The sequence below is a fragment of the Arthrobacter sp. D1-29 genome (assembly GCF_054130585.1).
This window is the reverse complement of the sequence record NZ_CP096383.1, coordinates 3,456,530-3,472,907: the sequence shown is the minus strand read 5'-3', so window position 1 is coordinate 3,472,907 and position 16,378 is coordinate 3,456,530. Positions and strand designations below refer to the sequence as shown.

Annotated in this window: 19 protein-coding genes and 1 other RNA gene; 14 read left to right on the top strand and 6 right to left on the bottom strand. The window is 62.1% G+C overall.

The features are described from left to right. Positions 1 to 203: 203 nt before the first annotated feature. The 14 genes from M1E17_RS15660 to M1E17_RS15595 all read left to right on the top strand — a co-directional run bounded on the left by M1E17_RS15660 (position 204) and on the right by M1E17_RS15595 (position 12,005). On the top strand, positions 204 to 1,427 hold the full coding sequence (locus M1E17_RS15660; RefSeq protein WP_457962891.1) for a CpaF family protein: 1,224 nt from the start codon (positions 204 to 206) through the stop codon (positions 1,425 to 1,427). After that, complete coding sequence (locus tag M1E17_RS15655) at positions 1,427 to 2,281, top strand: type II secretion system F family protein (RefSeq protein WP_457962890.1); 855 nt, start codon at positions 1,427 to 1,429, stop codon at positions 2,279 to 2,281. The genes M1E17_RS15660 and M1E17_RS15655 overlap by 1 nt, the downstream gene beginning before the upstream one ends. After that, positions 2,278 to 3,219 (top strand): type II secretion system F family protein, encoded by a 942-nt coding sequence (locus M1E17_RS15650; RefSeq protein WP_457962889.1) that lies wholly within the window; start codon positions 2,278 to 2,280, stop codon positions 3,217 to 3,219. Before M1E17_RS15655 ends, M1E17_RS15650 begins: the two co-directional genes overlap by 4 nt. Before the next feature lie 135 nt (positions 3,220 to 3,354). Beyond that, complete coding sequence (locus M1E17_RS15645) at positions 3,355 to 3,618, top strand: hypothetical protein (RefSeq protein ID WP_457962888.1); 264 nt, start codon at positions 3,355 to 3,357, stop codon at positions 3,616 to 3,618. Between the two features lie 3 nt (positions 3,619 to 3,621). Then, a complete protein-coding gene (locus M1E17_RS15640; RefSeq protein ID WP_457962887.1) occupies positions 3,622 to 4,038 on the top strand; it encodes a TadE/TadG family type IV pilus assembly protein in 417 nt (138 codons plus the stop codon). A 136-nt stretch (positions 4,039 to 4,174) separates the two neighbouring features. Beyond that, complete coding sequence (locus M1E17_RS15635; protein WP_457962886.1) at positions 4,175 to 4,567, top strand: hypothetical protein; 393 nt, start codon at positions 4,175 to 4,177, stop codon at positions 4,565 to 4,567. An 82-nt stretch (positions 4,568 to 4,649) separates the two neighbouring features. Beyond that, the gene (locus M1E17_RS15630; protein WP_457967783.1) at positions 4,650 to 5,063 is read left to right on the top strand and encodes a pilus assembly protein TadG-related protein; all 414 of its coding nucleotides are present in this window, start codon (positions 4,650 to 4,652) and stop codon (positions 5,061 to 5,063) included. A 141-nt stretch (positions 5,064 to 5,204) separates the two neighbouring features. Further along, positions 5,205 to 6,320, top strand: a complete 1,116-nt coding sequence (prfB, locus tag M1E17_RS15625; protein ID WP_457962885.1) for a peptide chain release factor 2 — start codon at positions 5,205 to 5,207, stop codon at positions 6,318 to 6,320. Positions 6,321 to 6,497: 177 nt separating this feature from the next. Continuing rightward, positions 6,498 to 7,292 (top strand): cell division ATP-binding protein FtsE, encoded by a 795-nt coding sequence (ftsE, locus tag M1E17_RS15620; protein WP_457962884.1) that lies wholly within the window; start codon positions 6,498 to 6,500, stop codon positions 7,290 to 7,292. Beyond that, positions 7,289 to 8,203, top strand: coding sequence for a permease-like cell division protein FtsX (gene ftsX, locus M1E17_RS15615; RefSeq protein WP_457962883.1), 915 nt, complete (start codon positions 7,289 to 7,291; stop codon positions 8,201 to 8,203). Before ftsE ends, ftsX begins: the two co-directional genes overlap by 4 nt. A gap of 27 nt (positions 8,204 to 8,230) precedes the next feature. After that, positions 8,231 to 9,637, top strand: coding sequence for a peptidoglycan DD-metalloendopeptidase family protein (locus M1E17_RS15610; RefSeq protein ID WP_457962882.1), 1,407 nt, complete (start codon positions 8,231 to 8,233; stop codon positions 9,635 to 9,637). An 87-nt stretch (positions 9,638 to 9,724) separates the two neighbouring features. Then, positions 9,725 to 10,195, top strand: a complete 471-nt coding sequence (gene smpB, locus M1E17_RS15605; RefSeq protein WP_267275605.1) for an SsrA-binding protein SmpB — start codon at positions 9,725 to 9,727, stop codon at positions 10,193 to 10,195. Between the two features lie 115 nt (positions 10,196 to 10,310). Continuing rightward, positions 10,311 to 10,679, top strand: a transfer-messenger RNA (tmRNA) gene (gene ssrA / locus M1E17_RS15600). Between the two features lie 285 nt (positions 10,680 to 10,964). Beyond that, positions 10,965 to 12,005 carry a S1C family serine protease gene (locus tag M1E17_RS15595; RefSeq protein ID WP_457962881.1) on the top strand — a complete coding sequence of 347 codons (1,041 nt, stop codon included), beginning with the start codon at positions 10,965 to 10,967 and terminating at the stop codon, positions 12,003 to 12,005. Positions 12,006 to 12,049: 44 nt separating this feature from the next. Here M1E17_RS15595 and M1E17_RS15590 read toward each other — a convergent pair whose 3' ends face one another. The 6 genes from M1E17_RS15590 to M1E17_RS15565 form a co-directional block, all read right to left on the bottom strand. Then, positions 12,050 to 12,418 carry a hypothetical protein gene (locus tag M1E17_RS15590; protein WP_457962880.1) on the bottom strand — a complete coding sequence of 123 codons (369 nt, stop codon included), beginning with the start codon at positions 12,416 to 12,418 and terminating at the stop codon, positions 12,050 to 12,052. Positions 12,419 to 12,464: 46 nt separating this feature from the next. Further along, complete coding sequence (locus M1E17_RS15585; RefSeq protein WP_457962879.1) at positions 12,465 to 12,869, bottom strand: fluoride efflux transporter FluC; 405 nt, start codon at positions 12,867 to 12,869, stop codon at positions 12,465 to 12,467. After that, positions 12,866 to 13,270 (bottom strand): fluoride efflux transporter FluC, encoded by a 405-nt coding sequence (locus M1E17_RS15580; RefSeq protein WP_457967781.1) that lies wholly within the window; start codon positions 13,268 to 13,270, stop codon positions 12,866 to 12,868. Before M1E17_RS15580 ends, M1E17_RS15585 begins: the two co-directional genes overlap by 4 nt. A gap of 21 nt (positions 13,271 to 13,291) precedes the next feature. Further along, a complete protein-coding gene (locus M1E17_RS15575; protein WP_267275601.1) occupies positions 13,292 to 14,005 on the bottom strand; it encodes a metal-dependent transcriptional regulator in 714 nt (237 codons plus the stop codon). Positions 14,006 to 14,036: 31 nt separating this feature from the next. Continuing rightward, a complete protein-coding gene (locus M1E17_RS15570) occupies positions 14,037 to 14,795 on the bottom strand; it encodes a class I SAM-dependent methyltransferase (protein WP_457962878.1) in 759 nt (252 codons plus the stop codon). 128 nt (positions 14,796 to 14,923) lie between these two features. Further along, complete coding sequence (locus tag M1E17_RS15565; protein ID WP_457962877.1) at positions 14,924 to 16,357, bottom strand: aminotransferase class V-fold PLP-dependent enzyme; 1,434 nt, start codon at positions 16,355 to 16,357, stop codon at positions 14,924 to 14,926. Positions 16,358 to 16,378 lie beyond the last annotated feature (21 nt).

The following is a 16,378-nucleotide window of genomic DNA, read 5'->3' as shown; positions in this document are numbered from 1 at the left end:
TGAAATATGCTTCATTAGACCACGCAGCCAGATCTGGCGGGGGAAATGGTTGTAAGTCCCGCGCAAAGCATATGGAGTGGCCGTGCTTTCGTGGCGTTTATCCACATCCGTTGCCCGTATGACTTGGCGGGGTGTTGTAACCTCCCTAGGCTGTACCCAGTTGTACTGCCTCGGCCGGGGGCGGCAGTCATATTGGGGAACGCATGGACGCTGTACGAATCGTGGAGGACGAAGTCCGCGAGCTGATCCGTAGACGGGGGCTTGACCCGTTGCGGCAGCCGGGCGAGGTCCGTCGGCTGGTTGAAGCCGCTGTCAGTGACTATGACGAGCGTGCCCTGATGGGACCACTCCCGCCCATTGGTCCGCTGGAGGCTGCGCAGAGGTTTGTCTTCGATGCAGTAGCAGGTTTCGGTGTGCTCCAGCCGTTGTTGGACGACTCCTCCATCGAGGAAATCTGGCTGAATGCACCCAACGAGATCTACGTGGCCCGGAACGGCGAGTCCGAGCTCACGTCCCTGAGCCTGACGGCCCAGCAGGTGCGCGACCTGGTGGAACGAATGCTGAAGAGTTCAGGCCGGCGACTCGATATGTCTTCCCCATTTGTCGATGCTGCTTTGCCGGACGGCTCAAGGCTTCACGTAGTCATCCCTGACGTCACCCGTCGGCATTGGGCGGTGAACATCCGGAAGTTTGTGGTCAAAGCAAGCCGGCTGGAGCATCTGGTGGAGTTGGGGACGCTGACGCCCCAGGCCGCCCGGTTCCTGGGGGCAGCGGTGGCCAGCGGACTGAATATTCTCGTCTCCGGCGCCACTCAAGCAGGCAAAACAACCATGCTCAACTGTCTTGCGGCAGGTATCGGCAGCCGGGAACGGGTCATCACCGTCGAAGAGATCTTTGAGCTGCAGTTTCCTTTGAGGGACGTGGTCGGCCTGCAATGCCGCCAACCCAACCTGGAGGGTGAAGGCGAGATCCCTTTGCGCAGGCTGGTGAAGGAAGCTTTGCGCATGCGCCCCGACCGGTTGGTGGTGGGCGAAGTCAGGGAGGCCGAAAGTCTGGACATGCTGATTGCCCTGAATTCGGGCCTCCCCGGTATGTGCAGCGTGCATGCCAACTCGGCGCACGATGCTGTGACCAAGATCTGCACGCTCCCGCTGTTGGCCGGTGAAAATATTTCCAGCGCCTTCGTGGTACCCACTGTTGCATCCTGCATAGACCTGGTGGTGCACTGCAGCCGCCAGGCCAACGGCCGCCGTCAGGTGACAGAAATTCTTTCCCTTGGCCGGCGCGTGGAGAACGGCATCATCGAGTCGTCGATGGTGTTCGCCATGGTAGATGGCCAGTTGCAGCCCAGGCCAAGTTCGATGCCCGCCACTGAGAAATTTGCCCGCGCCGGTTACGACGTCGCGGCGCTGCTGGAGCCGCGCTAATGGCGCCGCTAATTGGGGTACTGGCCGGGACAGGGCTGTTTCTGATCTGGTTGTCCTGCTGGGAGCAACTGGCGCCCGTTGATCGTCCCCGAAGGGTCAACCGGCTGGAGGACATGCTGGCTTCTGCCGGGATCGAAAAAGTTACCGGAAGCGGCCTCATTGCCACGTGCGTTGGCCTGGGCGTCTTTGTTGGACTTGCCTTCTTCGCTGTCAGCGGGTCTTGGCCTATTTCTGCCTGCTTTGGGTTATTCGGTGCGTGGCTTCCCATCAGCCTGGTCCGGTGGCGGGCCAGAAAGAGGACGTCGGTGCTGCGTCAGCTTTGGCCCGATGTTGTCGATCATCTTCGTTCCGCCATCCGGGCCGGTTTGTCGCTGCCGGAAGCCCTCATCCAACTGGGAGACAAAGGTCCCGAGGAGCTTCGCCCGGTGTTTCGCGACTTCGGCGGGGACTATCGCGCCGGTGGCCAGTTTAATGCTGCGCTGAACAAGCTCAAGGATCGGTTGGCTGATCCGGTGGCAGACCGGATAGTCGAGGCACTGCGGCTGACCCGGGAAGTTGGCGGTTCCGACCTCGGGAAACTTTTAGGGACTCTGGCTGAGTTTCTCCGTGAAAGTGCCAGGACGCGAAGTGAACTGGAGGCCAGGCAGTCATGGACCATCAGTGCGGCCAGGCTGGCGGTCGCTGCGCCGTGGATTGTCATGGTCCTCCTGGCCACCAGGCCTGAAGCGGTGCAGGCCTACAATACGCCGGCAGGGGCCGGTGTGCTCCTCGGCGGGCTGGTGGTGTCATTGATCTGTTATTCCATCATGCTGCGCATTGGGGCCCTTCCGCAGGACGAGAGGGTGCTCCGATGACCGGCACCTCCGCCGCTGCCATCGTCTGTGGTGTCGTTTTGGGTGGAGGCCTCTGGCTGTTGCTGGTCAGGCTGCCGTTCATGCGCGCCACCACGTTCACCGAGCGGATTGAACCGCAGCTTAGGTCCCAAAACCTTGAGTCCAGGCTTTTGCGCTCGAGCGAACGGAATATCACTCCCTTTGGGCCAATGGAAAGGATACTCCGCCCGGTAGTACGGGATGGCCTCTCGAGGCTTGGGAAACTGAATCTGGGTTCCAAGGCGCTGGTCCGCAGGCTCGCCCAGGCCGGGATCAGCAAATCACCTGTGGACTTCAGGGCAGAACAGCTCCTGTGGGCGGCGGCAGGATTTGTTGTCTCACTGGCGGGAGTTGTCCTTGGCGCCGTCGCCGGGCGCTTCAGCCCGGTCCTGGCTGTTATTGCCGTGCTGGGCAGCGCCCTTGGCGGCTTTATGCTCCGGGATTACTGGCTTGGCGTCCAGATCAGCAAACGGGAATCCCGGATGATGGCGGAGTTTCCCAGTCTCGCCGAGCTGATGGCGCTGGCAGTCAGCGCTGGTGAGAGCGCCACCGGTGCTTTGGACAGGGTATGCCGCAGCGCCAGAGGAGAGCTGGCAGGAGAATTCGCCAAGATTCTTTCGGAGACCAGGGCAGGGAAGCCCTTGGTTGTGGCGCTGCAGGAATTCTCCGCACGCACTGACTTGGGGCCGCTGGTCAGGTTTGTGGACGGCGTCATCGTGGCCGTTGAGCGCGGCACACCTCTGGCAGATGTGCTGCGGGCCCAAGCACAGGACGTCCGGGACTACGCCAAGCGGGAACTTATGGAATCCGCGGGTCGGAAGGAGATTGCGATGATGGTCCCACTGGTGTTTGGAGTTCTTCCCTTGACGGTGGTCTTCGCCGTGTTTCCAGGAATAGCCGCGATCAGCCTGGGTCTCTAAAAAGACCCGGCCGAGAAACGGGATTTACGTGCACCAAAAAGCCAGCATTGCGGCGGACGAACAAGTAGAGCCAAGAATCCGCCGAATCATTGAGTCTTTGCCACTAGGCAGTAGCTACAGATTGGGGACTGAAGAATGAAAAACCTGGGACTTTGGAGCGGATTGCTGTTCCTGGCGTTTCTGGCCGGTCTCTGGACCGTGGCAACCGGGGCCGGAGCCAGGTCATTGGCTGACGCATCAGAGCAGGCCGGACGGGCTGACCATCCGGAGCGGGGTGACGTCCCTGGTTGGGTCATGATCACCTTGATGTCCGCAGTCCTGGTGGCTGCGCTGCTTGCGCTCGCAGGCCCGGCACTTGAAGCGATGTTTAACCAGGCCATGGACAAGGTCGGAAGCTAGGCCGTGCCCCGGCAAGGCCAGAGCGGACTTTCTTCCGCGACTGGTTGGCGCCGCGAAGAGCGCGGCTCGGCGGTGGTGGACTTCATCCTGGTGGGCGGCCTGCTCACGGTGTTCTTCCTCGCCATCATCCAGCTCGCGTTGGTCCTGCACGTCCGGAACACATTGATCGATGCCGCTGCCTCGGGTGCGCGTTATGGAACGCTGGCTGATCGCGGTGCCTCCGACGCTACGGAACGTGCAGCGGACTTGATTGGGTCAGCTTTAAATCCCGAATATGCCCGGGATATCAGCACGTCCGAGGTGACGTTACAAGGGCTTAGAACGCTGCAGGTAACGGTCCGGGCGCCCATGCCGGTCATTGGCCTCATCGGACCCCGGGAGATGCTGGAGGTCAGAGGTCATGCCGCAATCCAGCCCTGAACACCAATCCGGCCCCGAACAACTGAGGTCATTAGGATCGCCATTTACGACCCGAATAAGAAGCAGGCTCTGTGAAGCCCTGTGCCTTACCCCAGCAGATCTTGGCACTGGACGTGAAGGCGAGCGGGGGAGTGCGGTGGTTGAATTCACTTTCCTGGCGCTGCTCCTGATGGTCCCCCTGGTGTACTTCATCATCACCATGGGCCAACTTCAGGGTGGTTCTTTTGCGGTGGTGGGTGCCGCCGACCAGGCAGCCAAGGTTTTTGTGGCACAGCCAGACGCGCGTTCTGCTCAGACAGCCGCGGAGCAGGCAGCCCTCATCGCCCTGGCCGACTACGGTCACCCTGCCGAAGCGGCACACGTCTCGACCCTTTGCGAGCCTTCTGATTGTCAGGCCGCGGGAACAGCTGTCACTGTCACGGTCAGCCTGACCGTTCAGTTGCCCTTTATCCCCTTCAGCGACGCCTTCAGCCTTAACGCCAGCGAAGTCGAGGCCTCCTCAACCCAAGTGGTTGGCAAGTTTCGATGAAACACATTCGATGAAACAGAAACATCACAAGGCAGCGCCACCAAAGGCCAGGCTGGAAAGGAATGCACAGGAGGATGGCCAGATGATCGTGCTCATCATCGGTTACGTCTTGCTGGCGCTGCTTGTGACCACCGTGGTAGTCGGCATCTCCAGTGTCTACCTTGAACATAAGAGGCTGCTTTCCCTTGCCGACGGAGCATCGCTCGCAGCTGCTGACAGCTACAAACTGGGCCAAGTAGGAACCGAGGGCGGCGTTCCTTCGGCCGTCCTGGACTCTGAACGCGTTCGGAACGTAGCCGGCGAGTTCGTCTCAAGGTCGCCCGCCTCGCAGCGCTTTGATGAACTGCAGGTGGCAGCGGAGACCGGAAGTCCCGACGGTTCAACCGCCGTCGTGGTTCTCAGCGCCGCAGTCCACCCGCCGGTGGTGAATTTCCTGGTCCCGGACGGCATCAGGATAGAAGCAACCTCCACTGCGCGTTCCCGGCTGACCCGGTGACGGAGCGGGCCGGCTGGGGGGACAGGCGAACTGGCTGAGCGGGCTATCGCCGGAGAAAGTGGAGGGAGGATTAAAGGGGCGATTGCGGAGCCGTGCACGCCGGTCCGGGGCCCCGAATGGATAGCGTAGGCTTAAACAACCATGGCCAATATTGATTTTTCCGCAGAAATCCGCGCTCTTCGCGCCACCTACACCTCCATCGAGCGAGTGACAGATGTTGAGGCGTTGAAGGAAGACATCGCTGAATTAAGCGAGCGGGCGGGCGAGCCTGACCTGTGGGATGACCCGGCGGCAGCCCAAAAAATCACCTCACGGCTGTCCCACCGCCAGTCCGAGCTGGAACGGCTCAACACGCTGGCATCGCGGATTGATGACCTGGAGGTCCTGGTGGAGCTGGGCCAGGACGAGGACGACGCCGACTCCATGGGCGAGGCGGCCGCTGAACTTGAATCCATCAGGAAGTCACTGAAGGAACTTGAAGTTGTAACCCTGCTCTCGGGCGAGTACGACGAACGTGAGGCAGTAGTCTCCATCCGCGCGGGGGCGGGGGGCGTAGATGCCGCAGACTTCGCGGAGATGCTGATGCGCATGTATCTGCGCTGGGCCGAACGCCACGGTTATCCGACCACCGTCATGGACACGTCCTACGCCGAAGAGGCAGGGCTTAAGTCGGCCACGTTTGAAGTCAAGGCTCCCTACGCCTTCGGTACCCTCAGCGTTGAGGCCGGCACCCACCGGCTCGTCAGGATCAGTCCCTTCGACAACCAGGGCCGGCGACAGACGTCCTTCGCCGCCGTAGAGGTCATCCCGCTGATTGAACAGACCGACTCCATCGATATTCCGGACAACGAGATCCGCGTGGATGTCTTCAGGTCCTCGGGGCCCGGCGGCCAGTCAGTCAACACCACCGACTCCGCGGTACGCCTCACGCACATCCCGACTGGCACCGTGGTCTCAATGCAGAACGAAAAGTCCCAGCTGCAGAACCGCGCGGCTGCCATGCGTGTACTCCAGTCGCGCCTCCTTCTCCTCAAGAAAGAGCAGGAGGATGCAGAAAAGAAGGCTTTCGCCGGCGACGTGAAGGCCTCGTGGGGCGACCAGATGAGGTCCTACGTGCTTAACCCCTACCAAATGGTCAAGGATCTGCGCACCGAACATGAAGTAGGGAACACCTCGGCCGTTTTTGACGGCGAGATCGACGACTTTATCGATGCCGGCATCCGTTGGCGCACTGATAACCGCAACGCTGACAAGTAGGCACGGCGGGCGTAGCCGGTAGGGCGGATCCCGCGACACGCCCCCGGAACCCCCTAAATCCGGGCAAAAGGCTGCGTATAGTCGAGGAGCCGGAGCTCTACTTCCCCCAAAAGAAAGCCCGCGCACCGGCTGCAGATCTGGGCTGCATCAGCCATGCCCTGCAGGGTACTTAGGGCCATGATCCGATTCGAAAATGTCACCAAGGTCTACGACCAGACAGCCCGGCCGGCGCTGGACGCCGTCAGCCTCGAGATTGACCGTGGTGAATTCGCGTTCCTCGTTGGTGCTTCCGGGTCCGGCAAGTCCACCTTCCTCAGGCTTGTCCTTAAGGAAGACCGGGCATCGTCAGGTGCCGTCTACGTGGCTGGCCAGAATGTAGCCAAGATTTCAAGCTGGCGCGTGCCCAAGCTGCGCCGTGGAATCGGTGTGGTCTTCCAGGATTTCAGGCTCCTTCCGCAGAAGAACGTCTTTGCGAACGTTGCCTTTGCGATGCAGGTGATTGGCAAGAGCCGCAGCGTTATCCGCGATACTGTTCCCGAGGTGCTCAAGACTGTGGGGCTTGAGGGCAAGGAGCACCGGATGCCGCATGAACTTTCCGGTGGAGAGCAGCAGCGCGTGGCCATTGCCCGGGCCGTGGTAAACCGCCCAGGCATCCTCCTCGCCGACGAACCGACCGGAAACCTTGATCCCACCACGTCCATGGGCATCATGGGCGTGCTGGACAAGATCAACCAGAACGGCACCACCGTGGTCATGGCCACCCACGACGACGACATCGTTAACGAAATGCGCAAACGGGTGGTGGAGCTGAAGAACGGCGTCGTTATCCGTGACGAAGCGAGGGCCCTCTACACCTCGATGATTCCCGTGGTGGGCCAGTCCCGACGGCTCAAGGATGCCAGCGGACGGGAAGAGATACCTCCTGCCGTCCCGCTCGAATACCGTACCGATGCCGGGGAGGAGCAGCGATGAGGCTTGCATTTATCCTGGGCGAGATCGGCAGCGGGCTTCGCCGCAACATCTCCATGGTTGTTTCGGTCATCCTGGTTACCTTTGTCTCCCTGACGTTCGTGGGCGCCGCCGGCATGCTCCAGCTTCAGATCAACCAGATGAAGGGCTACTGGTACGACAAAGTCCAGGTAGCGATCTTCCTGTGCAGTGATGGTTCGACGGCGGCAGGCTGCGCTACGGGGCCGGTCACCCCTGAGCAGCAGGAGAACCTGAAAAGCCTCCTGGAGTCGCCCGCCGTTTCGCAGTACATCAACGACTTCCAATACGAATCCAAGGAAGACGCCTACAAGCACTTCAAGGAACAGTTCTCCAATTCGCCGATTGTGGACTCCGTCACTCCCGACCAGCTGCCGGCCTCCTTCCGGATCAACATGAAGGACCCGCAAAAATACCAGATCATCAGCGAGACGTTTTCGTCCCAGCCCGGTGTCGAGAGTGTTATCGACCAGCGGCAGCTGCTGGAGCGTTTGTTTACTGTCATGAACGGCGCTTCGCTGGTGGCGGTGCTGATCGCCGGCGTCATGATTGTTTGCGCCATCCTCCTCATCGCCACCACCATCCGCTTGTCAGCGTTCAGCCGCCGCCGCGAAACCGGCATCATGCGCCTGGTCGGAGCTTCCAAGACCGTCATCCAGCTTCCATTCATTCTGGAGGGTGTGATTGCGGCGGTGATTGGAGCAGCTCTTGCTTCCGGCACCCTCTGGGCGGTAGCGCACTTCTTCCTGGGCGAGTTCCTGTCCAAGCAGTATCCGGACACCGCCTTCATCTCCCCGGGACAGACGCTTATCCTTGCGCCGGCGCTGCTAATCCTTGGCGGATCCTTGGCAGGAATTTCGTCTCTCTTGACCTTACGTAGATATTTGAGGGTTTAGTCTGTGCAAACCGAACAAGGAATGCTTATGAACGCAATGCACCGAACCTTGCCCCGGCACCGCCGGGACAGCCCCCGCCCTTCAGCGCGCCGCAGCGGTGTCATTAGTGCTGTCCTGGCACTGATCCTCACTGCCAGCCTTGCCTCTGCCGCCCCCACTGCGTTCGCCGATGAACTTGAAGACAAAAAGGCGGCCCTTGAAGCCGAGGCAGCCCGCGTCCAGCAGTCCCTTGAATTTGTGGACTCCCGGATCGCTAAGGCAGCCGGCGACCTGGTGATCTACCAGGGTCAACTGCCCGGTGCGCAGCAGGCGCTCCTGGAAGCCCAAGGCCGGGTGGCCAGCGCGGTCAAAGAAGTGGAAGCACTCGCGGCCCGAGTCGACCTGGCGCAACAGAACAAGGCCAAGATCACCCAGCAGCTTGAGACAGACAAGCAGAAGATTGCCGAAACCAAGAAACTTATCGGCCAGATCGCAACCCAGGCTTACAAGTCCGGAGGGGTCCCGTCGAACCTGACGCTCTTTTTCGGGTCCAACACTGGCGGAAGCCTGACCGACACGATGGATCTCGCGGATCAGGCCATGCGCAGCCAGAACTCGGCCATGGACAAACTCACGCAGCAGAGCGCCACCAACGTGAACTCGCAGGCGCGCCTTGAAGCTGTTGAGGCGGAGATCCAGGACCTGAAGGCAAAAGCTGATGCCGCGCTGGAACGGGAAAAAGTTGCCCGGGACGAGGCGGAGGCAAAGAAGGCCCAGGTTGACCAGCTGATCGCTGATACCCAGCGGCTGGACGCTGAGCTGCAGGCCGCGAAGCCCGGAATCCAGAGTCAGCTGGCCTCTGTCCAGGCGAGCCAAAATGCTATCGCCGCCGAGATCGCCGAGCGGGACAGAAAGCTCCGTGAAGCCTGGGAGGCTGAACAGCGGCGCCTTGCTGCGGCTGCTGCTGCGGCGGCAGCAGCGGCAGGCCAGGCTGCGAAGCCGTACGTTCCGGTGACCGGTTCGCCGTCGGCCTTTGGCCTGCGGCATCCGTTCGATGGCAGTGTCCCCATCACATCCGGCTTCGGCTGGCGGGCCACGCCTCCGGGCACCATCGACTTTTACGGCACAGGCGGCTACCTGCACACAGGCATCGACTTTGGCGCTGCCTGCGGCACGCCCGTTTATGCGGCGGCTGCGGGGGAGGTATTTTCCTCCGGCTGGAACTCCGGCGACGGCGGCGGGTGGCGGGTAAAGCTCTCCCACGGTGTAGTGCAGGGCAACTCCCTGACAACCATTTACTACCACAACAGCAGCATTGTGGTTTCCAACGGACAGAAGGTCTCGCAGGGACAGCTGATCGCGTATTCCGGAAACACCGGCAACTCCACAGGATGCCATGCGCACTTTGAAACATGGCTTAACGGCGCGGCCGTGGACCCGATGCGCCTGCTCTAGTCCCGTTCGGCGGCTGCCGTACACTGGTATGACTCCAGGCCGGACCGGCTGGAGCCAACGAGGATTACAGATCTGAGGAGTTCCACGGTGCCCAAAGAAAGTGGCCGAAAAGTAGTGGCCACCAACCGCAAGGCCCGGCATGACTATCACGTGCTGGACACTTATGAGGCCGGCATCGCCCTGATGGGCACCGAAGTGAAGTCGCTGAGGGAAGGCCACGCCTCCATGGTGGATGGCTTCTGCACTTTCTATAATGATGAGCTGTGGATGGAGGGCATTCACATCCCGGAGTACAACCAGGGCAGCTGGACCAACCACTCGGCACGCCGGCGGCGCAAACTGCTGCTCCACCGGGAGGAGCTCATTAAGATCTCCCACAAAATCCGCGAATCGGGCTTTACCATAGTGCCGCTGCAGCTGTACTTCCTGGACGGCAGGGCAAAGGTGGAGATCGGCGTCGCTCGAGGTAAGAAGGAGTACGACAAGCGCCAAAGCCTGCGCGAGCAGCAGGATAACCGCGAAGCCTTGCGGGAAATCAGGGAACGCAACCGCCGCTAGGAATGATTTCGCCACAGCATGCGTTATGCTTGGTAGTCCGGCAGGAATTGCTGATTGCCCTTCTAGTGTTCTCTAGAGGGCAACAGATTGAACTGCTGGTTTGATAACAAAATACGGGGATGATCGGTTTCGACGATGTTAGTCGCGACAGGTGAAGCGGGCCGAGGATGCAGAATTATCTCGTAAACGCTGTCTGCAAACCAATAAGTGCCGAAAACAAGCGCACTGACTTCGCTCTTGCTGCCTAAGCAGTAAGACAGTCCGTCAGCCCGAGGTTGCTATTGCCCCGGATCCTGGCGTCATTTAGATAGCCACTGCTGTTTACCTCCGTCATCGGGGTGAACGGGACTCTTAGATGACTGGGCCCGGATCAGCTACTTGTTTGCAAGATAGCTGGGGCCGAGAAAATCCGACGCAAACTGCGCCCGGAGAAGCCCTGACAACACGACATCGGACGGGGGTTCAATTCCCCCCATCTCCACAGAAGCTGGCCCCTAGAAATAGGGGCCATTTTCTTGCCTTCGGCAGGAACGATCCCAGCAACGTTTCCCCCTGCGGCGCCCCCCATCGCACACTCCGGCGGCACGGCCGGTCGGCAGAGTCCGTTGGTATAGGCGGCGGGCAACAGCCGCGGGAAGGTGAGCGCCTGCGTTCACCGACGGCGTAGCGGTGCAGGGACTATGGCCGGGCCGTGGATCGTTGTCCACTATAGGACCCGGCGCCAGTCCAGCATCCGAAGCCGGGAGGCAGCAAGAGCAGGAGGTGCGCCATGGACCCGGCGCGGGAGCCCAACCCTATAGAGCCCAATCCAGCAGAGCCCAACCCAGCAGTGCCCGATTCAGCAGTGCCCAATCCGGCAGAGTCCGACGACGGTCTCCTGGACTCTTACTCAAAGACCGTGATGCGAGTGGCCGAAACTGTCACTCCGCACGTTGCCGCCATCGAAATGACCGGCAACCGCCGGAACGGCAGATTTAGGTTCGGAGCGGGATCAGCCGTGCTCTTCACTGAGGACGGCTACCTCCTCACAAACTCCCATGTTGTGGCCGGAACACACCATGGGCACGCAGTCTTCGCGGATGGCAGCCGGACCGAACTTGAGCTCGTGGGGGTGGATCCCTTGTCCGACCTTGCAGTGATCCGCGGCCGCGCGCCGAAAGTAGCACCGGCAGAGTTTGGTGATGCCGAGTCCCTGCGTGTCGGGCAGTTGGTGGTGGCCGTGGGCAATCCGCTCGGATTGGCTGGGTCAGTGACAGCCGGTGTGGTCAGCGGGCTGGGCCGGGCAATTCCGGTGTGGTCAGGCGGCAACCGGCGTGTCATCGAAGATGTCATCCAAACCGACGCTGCCCTGAATTCAGGCAGTTCGGGAGGCGCGCTGGCAGACACGCATAGCCGAATCGTGGGAATCAACACTGCTGTGGCGGGCGCAGGGTTGGGCCTGGCTGTTCCGATCAATGCCACCACCCGCCGCATCATCTCCGCCCTCCTGACTGACGGGCGTGTGCGGCGGGCCTACCTGGGCGTGGTCAGCACACCTATCCGGCTCAACGCCAGTGCAGTGGTGAGGACTGGGCAACGCGACGGTCTGAGGGTAGTTGAGGTACTGGCAGGTTCTCCCTCGGATACCGCAGGCATCCAGGCCGGCGACATAATCCTGACCGCGGGAAACCGTGCAGTCAGCAATGCCGAAAGCCTTCAAAAACTGCTCTTCGCGGATGCCATCGGCCAGCCTCTTCAGATCGCAGTACTCCGGGACGGCAAGGAACTGGATCTCGTGGCCGTCCCCGAGGAAATGGCCACGAACGGGTAAGGCGCCGCGGGTAGGGCGCGGCGGTTGACGGGAAGGGGCCGGCCTTAGTCAGGAACGGAAACGTCAGCGATGCCCACAAAACGGGTCCCGACGCCGTCGAACTCGCTACGGACGAAGCCAGGACGAGGGGGCGGCAGCTCGCTGGGAGCATGGTGGCCGCAGGTGACGTAGGTGAAGTCGGGCCACCATTTCTTGGGCCGCGCTGCTTCCTCATATCCGCAGACGGCGCACTCCAAATGAACCCAGACCGGACGCTTGCCAGTTCGGTTGGCTCGTGACTGGACAAGCCACGGTGGTGGGTTGTCCAAGATCTCACCCAGGTCCGCTTCGGACAGCCACTTCGGGATTCCGTGCCGCTGGGCCATTTCCATAGGTACATCAAGGGCAATTGCCGCGTCGCGTCTGCTAATCATCACAGTCAACGATACGTGACCCTGCCAAAACGGTGATCCTGACCAGTCAGCGCCCGGCTACCAGGGCAATGCCCAGCGCCGCGGCGGCGAAGCCGGCAACGAGGTTGCCGCCCAGGTTCAGCCCGGCCGCCGTAAACCGCGATTCGCTCAGGAGCCGGACAGTGGCCGTGGTCCAGGAACTGAAGGTTGTGAGGCCTCCCGCCAGACCTGTGGCCACGGCGGTGTGCCAATCGGATGGAAGTCCCAGCCCTCCGGTGATACCGATGGACAGCCCGATAATGAGGCAGCCTGTGACATTGACCAGCAACGTTGCCCACGGCCAGTGGCGTGGCGTTCCGCCCACCTTGGTGACAGGGCGGCGGGCGGCACGGTGTGCGAACCAGCTATCGGCGGCGAAGCGCAACAGCGCGCCCAGGACGCCAAACAGTCCGACGAGTCCTGCGGCGATCATGCGACCGGCCCCGTCCGGTCGGCAAGAACCTTTCCTGTGCGCCACCCTGCCGCTGCGGCGCCCAGTCCAAGCATGAGGGAAAGGGCCAGGTAGGCAATCCACACGGGGTGCTGGCCGGCCCGTGCCAGTTGGTCGATGGTGAACACCACGGCGGAGAAGGTAGTGAAGGAACCCAGGAGCCCGGGGCCCATGCCGGCCCTGAGCCAGAAGGCAGTGTGAGGGCGGGCAATCCAGAAGGTAGTCAGTGCGGCGAGCACAAAGCTCCCGGACACATTGATCAAGAGCGTGGCCCAGGGAATGGTTCCGGGAGCGTCAGGGCAGGCAAGGCCCAGGCCGTAGCGAAGTTCCGTTCCCACCAGGCCACCCGCTGCCACTGCCAGCCAGGCGCGCCAGTTCGGCATGCTGCCGGCGGCCTGTTTCACTCAGCGATCCTCGAGGACGCAGCCAGGGTGGGGGTGGTCGCTGTGGACCCAGAGGGCAGACGTCACTTCGTCAGTAAGATCGTATTCCTGTTTCCTGCCCGCCGAGCGGATCCGCACCACAAGGGCGCCGCCGAAGGGTTTCCGGCCGACCACCTCAACATCGGCGTCCAGGTCGATTTCCTGTGCGGAGAGGTACCGCAGGAGGTCGGGGTTCTCATCGCTGATCCTGGTGATCCTGCCGGTGTGGCCCTGATCCAGCTCGCTCATCAGGCGGGCGGGAGGCATCAGCACGGTTCCGTCCGCGGTAGGAATGGGGTCCCCGTGGGGATCGCGTTGGGGATTTCCCAGCTTGGCCGCCATGCGTTCAATGAAAGTGTCCGAGACTGCGTGCTCCAGCAGTTCGGCTTCGTCGTGGACCTCATCCCAGCTGTACCCCAGCTGTTGGACGAGATAGGTCTCAATCAGTCGGTGCCGCCTCACCATGGACAGGGCCAGCCGCACTCCGTCCTGTGTCAGCGTGATGGCACTGTACGGTTTGTGGTCCACCAGGCCCTGGTCCTTGAGTTTGCGGACCATTTCCGAAACCGAGGAATTTGCCACGCCCAGGCGCTGGGCCAGCTGGGAGGACGTAATGGGCTTGTCCTGCCACTCAGTGAAGGAGTATATGACCTTGACGTAGTCCTCGATCGAGGAGGAGGGCGCGCTGGTCTTCACGGTACCAAGCCTACCCGTTGGTCAGCCGCCGTCATGCCTTGATGGCCCGCCAGGTCAGCGTCAGGTAGGGCAGTCCCAGTTCAGCACCGGCAGCGTGATCCAAATGCTGGTGCAGATACCAGTCGAGATTGGCGAGGACCTTGGTCCGCGTGGCTTCACCCGCCCTCAGGAAGTAGCTCCGGGATTTGGCCAGCTCAATGATGTCGGCCGTGCTTAGCCGGTCTTCCCACCGTGTCACATGGCTTTCGAGCCCCTGGAACTCAGGCCCCACCACAGGACGAAACCCCGGCTTGTAGACGTCCCCGGCGTGCATAATCCGTGAGAGCCGGTGGACCCACGGTACGGATGTGTCCAGCTGGTTCCAGATAAGGCCGAGTGTGCCGCCTGGGCGAAGAATCCTGGCAAGTTCTGTGCTTGCCTGCAGCGGGTCACACCAATGCCAGGCCTGGGCAACGCTGACGACGTCGAATGAGCCGCTCGCCAGCCCGGTTGCCTCGGCTGTGCCCTGCCTTGCTGTCACTTGTGGATAGTGGATCCCGAGCTGCTTGAGCATGTCCGCGGAAGGGTCCACGGCTGAAACCGCCAGTCCGCGCTCGAGCAGCAGGGCCGTGAACTTGCCAGTCCCTGCACCGACGTCCACGGCATCACGGGCTCCGGCGGGAACAAGCCAGTCAGCTGAGTCCGCGGGATATCCGGGCCGGACGCGTTGGTAGTGCTCGCCGCCGTCCTGGAAGCTCTGTCCGAGTTCCCGACGGCGTCCGTGGTCAAGTTTGGGGCCACCCCGTGCCACGCGCGGCCTCCTTCACCTGATGCCCTTGGGTATCTTTCGAATTTACCGCACGGGTGCGTCCGGACGAACCAGCCCTCGGGCGCGCTTGGCCATGCACCTTTGAAGGGGCAGGCGGCCATTACCTCAGGTCAGTCTTCGATGCAGGGAGCTGCGCCTGCGGTACCGGGAGTGTTCGGCGCCCACGACGGGTAAGTCCGGGTGTCATTGGCGGGAACCCAGCGGCCGGCATCCACGACGTAGTCCCATCCCAATCCGGTGCGGCGCAGTTCCTCGATGCCGGCCAGCAGCCGTTGGGCGTCTTCGAGCCGGGAACCTACTCCGAAGCTCGCCCGGAGGGAGCCGGAAGGAAGACCCAGGCGCTTGAGCAAGGGATGGGCGCAGAAACGGCCGTCACGGAGGCCTACGCCGTGCTCTGCGGAGAGATAGGCAGCCACCAGTCCAGCGTCGTAGCCCGCCACGGAGAAGTTAACCACGCCGATGGTGTCCGTTTCGGGGTTGGTGTCCTTGAAGATCTGGTGCACGGTGACGCCGTCGATCTTCTCGAGGCCTTCCACCAGGAAGGACCTGATGGCTGACTCGTGGGCATGCCAGCGGGTCTGGTCCAAGGCGGCGATGACCTGCGTGGCGCGGGCGAGGGTGGCTGCGCCCAGGACGTTGGGCGAGCCGCCTTCGTGCCTGGCGGGCCCGGTTGCCCAGCTCACGCCGTCCAGCCTGGCTTCCCGGACAGCGCCGCCGCCGGCCAGGTGGGGAGTGCCGGCGTCGAGCCAGTCCGGCCGGCCCACCAGGACACCTGACCCAAAGGGCGCATAGAGCTTGTGGCCGGAGAAGGCCAGGTAGTCGACGTCGTCAGCGGCGATGTCGATACGCCGGTGCGGCGCAAGCTGTGCGGCATCGACCACGATGCGGGCGCCGTGCTCGTGGGCCAGTGCCGCCAGTGCCCGGACGGGCAGGATCTCGCCGGTGACGTTGGACGCGCCGGTGACGGCCAGCAGGCTCACCCCGCCCTGTTCCAACTCGGCACGGATAGCCTCGACGGTACCGGCAAGGGTGTTGGCGGCGACCACACTGCGGTGCGGCACTCCTTGCCACGGCAGGAGGTTGGCATGGTGTTCGATGTCGAGATAGAGGACGTCGCCCTGGTTGCGCCCGTCCGTGGACGGCAGGCAGCCGGCCAGCAGGTTCAGGGAATCAGTGGTGTTACGGGTGAAGATAACGGAGTCATCGGGGCGGCCACCAACAAACTCCCGGACTATGCTGCGTGAGTTCTCATAAACCGAAGTGCTGATCTGGGATGCATAGCCGGCACCACGGTGGACGCTCGCGTAAAACGGCAGGATCTCGTTGAGGTAGGCAGAAACCACGGAGAGGGCAGGCGCCGAAGCACCATAGTCAAGGTTGGCGTACCTGACATGTCCGCCCTGGATCAGGGGAGCCTGGATCTCCGCGCCGGTGACGGCGGAGAGGGGACGCCCGGCGATGGAAATGCGATCGGCGGACAGTGCTGGGGACGTGCCGGGAAATGCCTGGGCAGCGGTATTGGGGGAGACGGTGGCAGTTGTCACAGAGACCTCACTCTGAAAAGG

Excerpts from the sequence above, each read along its gene's own strand:
- M1E17_RS15645 (WP_457962888.1), top strand. The coding sequence starts at position 3,355 with ATGAAAAACCTGGGACTTTGGAGCGGATTGCTGTTCCTGGCGTTTCTG.
- ftsX (WP_457962883.1), top strand. The coding sequence starts at position 7,289 with ATGAGGCTTGCATTTATCCTGGGCGAGATCGGCAGCGGGCTTCGCCGC.
- M1E17_RS15660 (WP_457962891.1), top strand. The coding sequence starts at position 204 with ATGGACGCTGTACGAATCGTGGAGGACGAAGTCCGCGAGCTGATCCGT.
- M1E17_RS15590 (WP_457962880.1), bottom strand. The coding sequence starts at position 12,418 with ATGATTAGCAGACGCGACGCGGCAATTGCCCTTGATGTACCTATGGAA.
- M1E17_RS15585 (WP_457962879.1), bottom strand. The coding sequence starts at position 12,869 with ATGATCGCCGCAGGACTCGTCGGACTGTTTGGCGTCCTGGGCGCGCTG.
- M1E17_RS15655 (WP_457962890.1), top strand. The coding sequence starts at position 1,427 with ATGGCGCCGCTAATTGGGGTACTGGCCGGGACAGGGCTGTTTCTGATC.
- M1E17_RS15630 (WP_457967783.1), top strand. The coding sequence starts at position 4,650 with ATGATCGTGCTCATCATCGGTTACGTCTTGCTGGCGCTGCTTGTGACC.
- M1E17_RS15580 (WP_457967781.1), bottom strand. The coding sequence starts at position 13,270 with ATGCCGAACTGGCGCGCCTGGCTGGCAGTGGCAGCGGGTGGCCTGGTG.
- M1E17_RS15610 (WP_457962882.1), top strand. The coding sequence starts at position 8,231 with ATGAACGCAATGCACCGAACCTTGCCCCGGCACCGCCGGGACAGCCCC.
- prfB (WP_457962885.1), top strand. The coding sequence starts at position 5,205 with ATGGCCAATATTGATTTTTCCGCAGAAATCCGCGCTCTTCGCGCCACC.
- M1E17_RS15595 (WP_457962881.1), top strand. The coding sequence starts at position 10,965 with ATGGACCCGGCGCGGGAGCCCAACCCTATAGAGCCCAATCCAGCAGAG.
- ftsE (WP_457962884.1), top strand. The coding sequence starts at position 6,498 with ATGATCCGATTCGAAAATGTCACCAAGGTCTACGACCAGACAGCCCGG.
- M1E17_RS15650 (WP_457962889.1), top strand. The coding sequence starts at position 2,278 with ATGACCGGCACCTCCGCCGCTGCCATCGTCTGTGGTGTCGTTTTGGGT.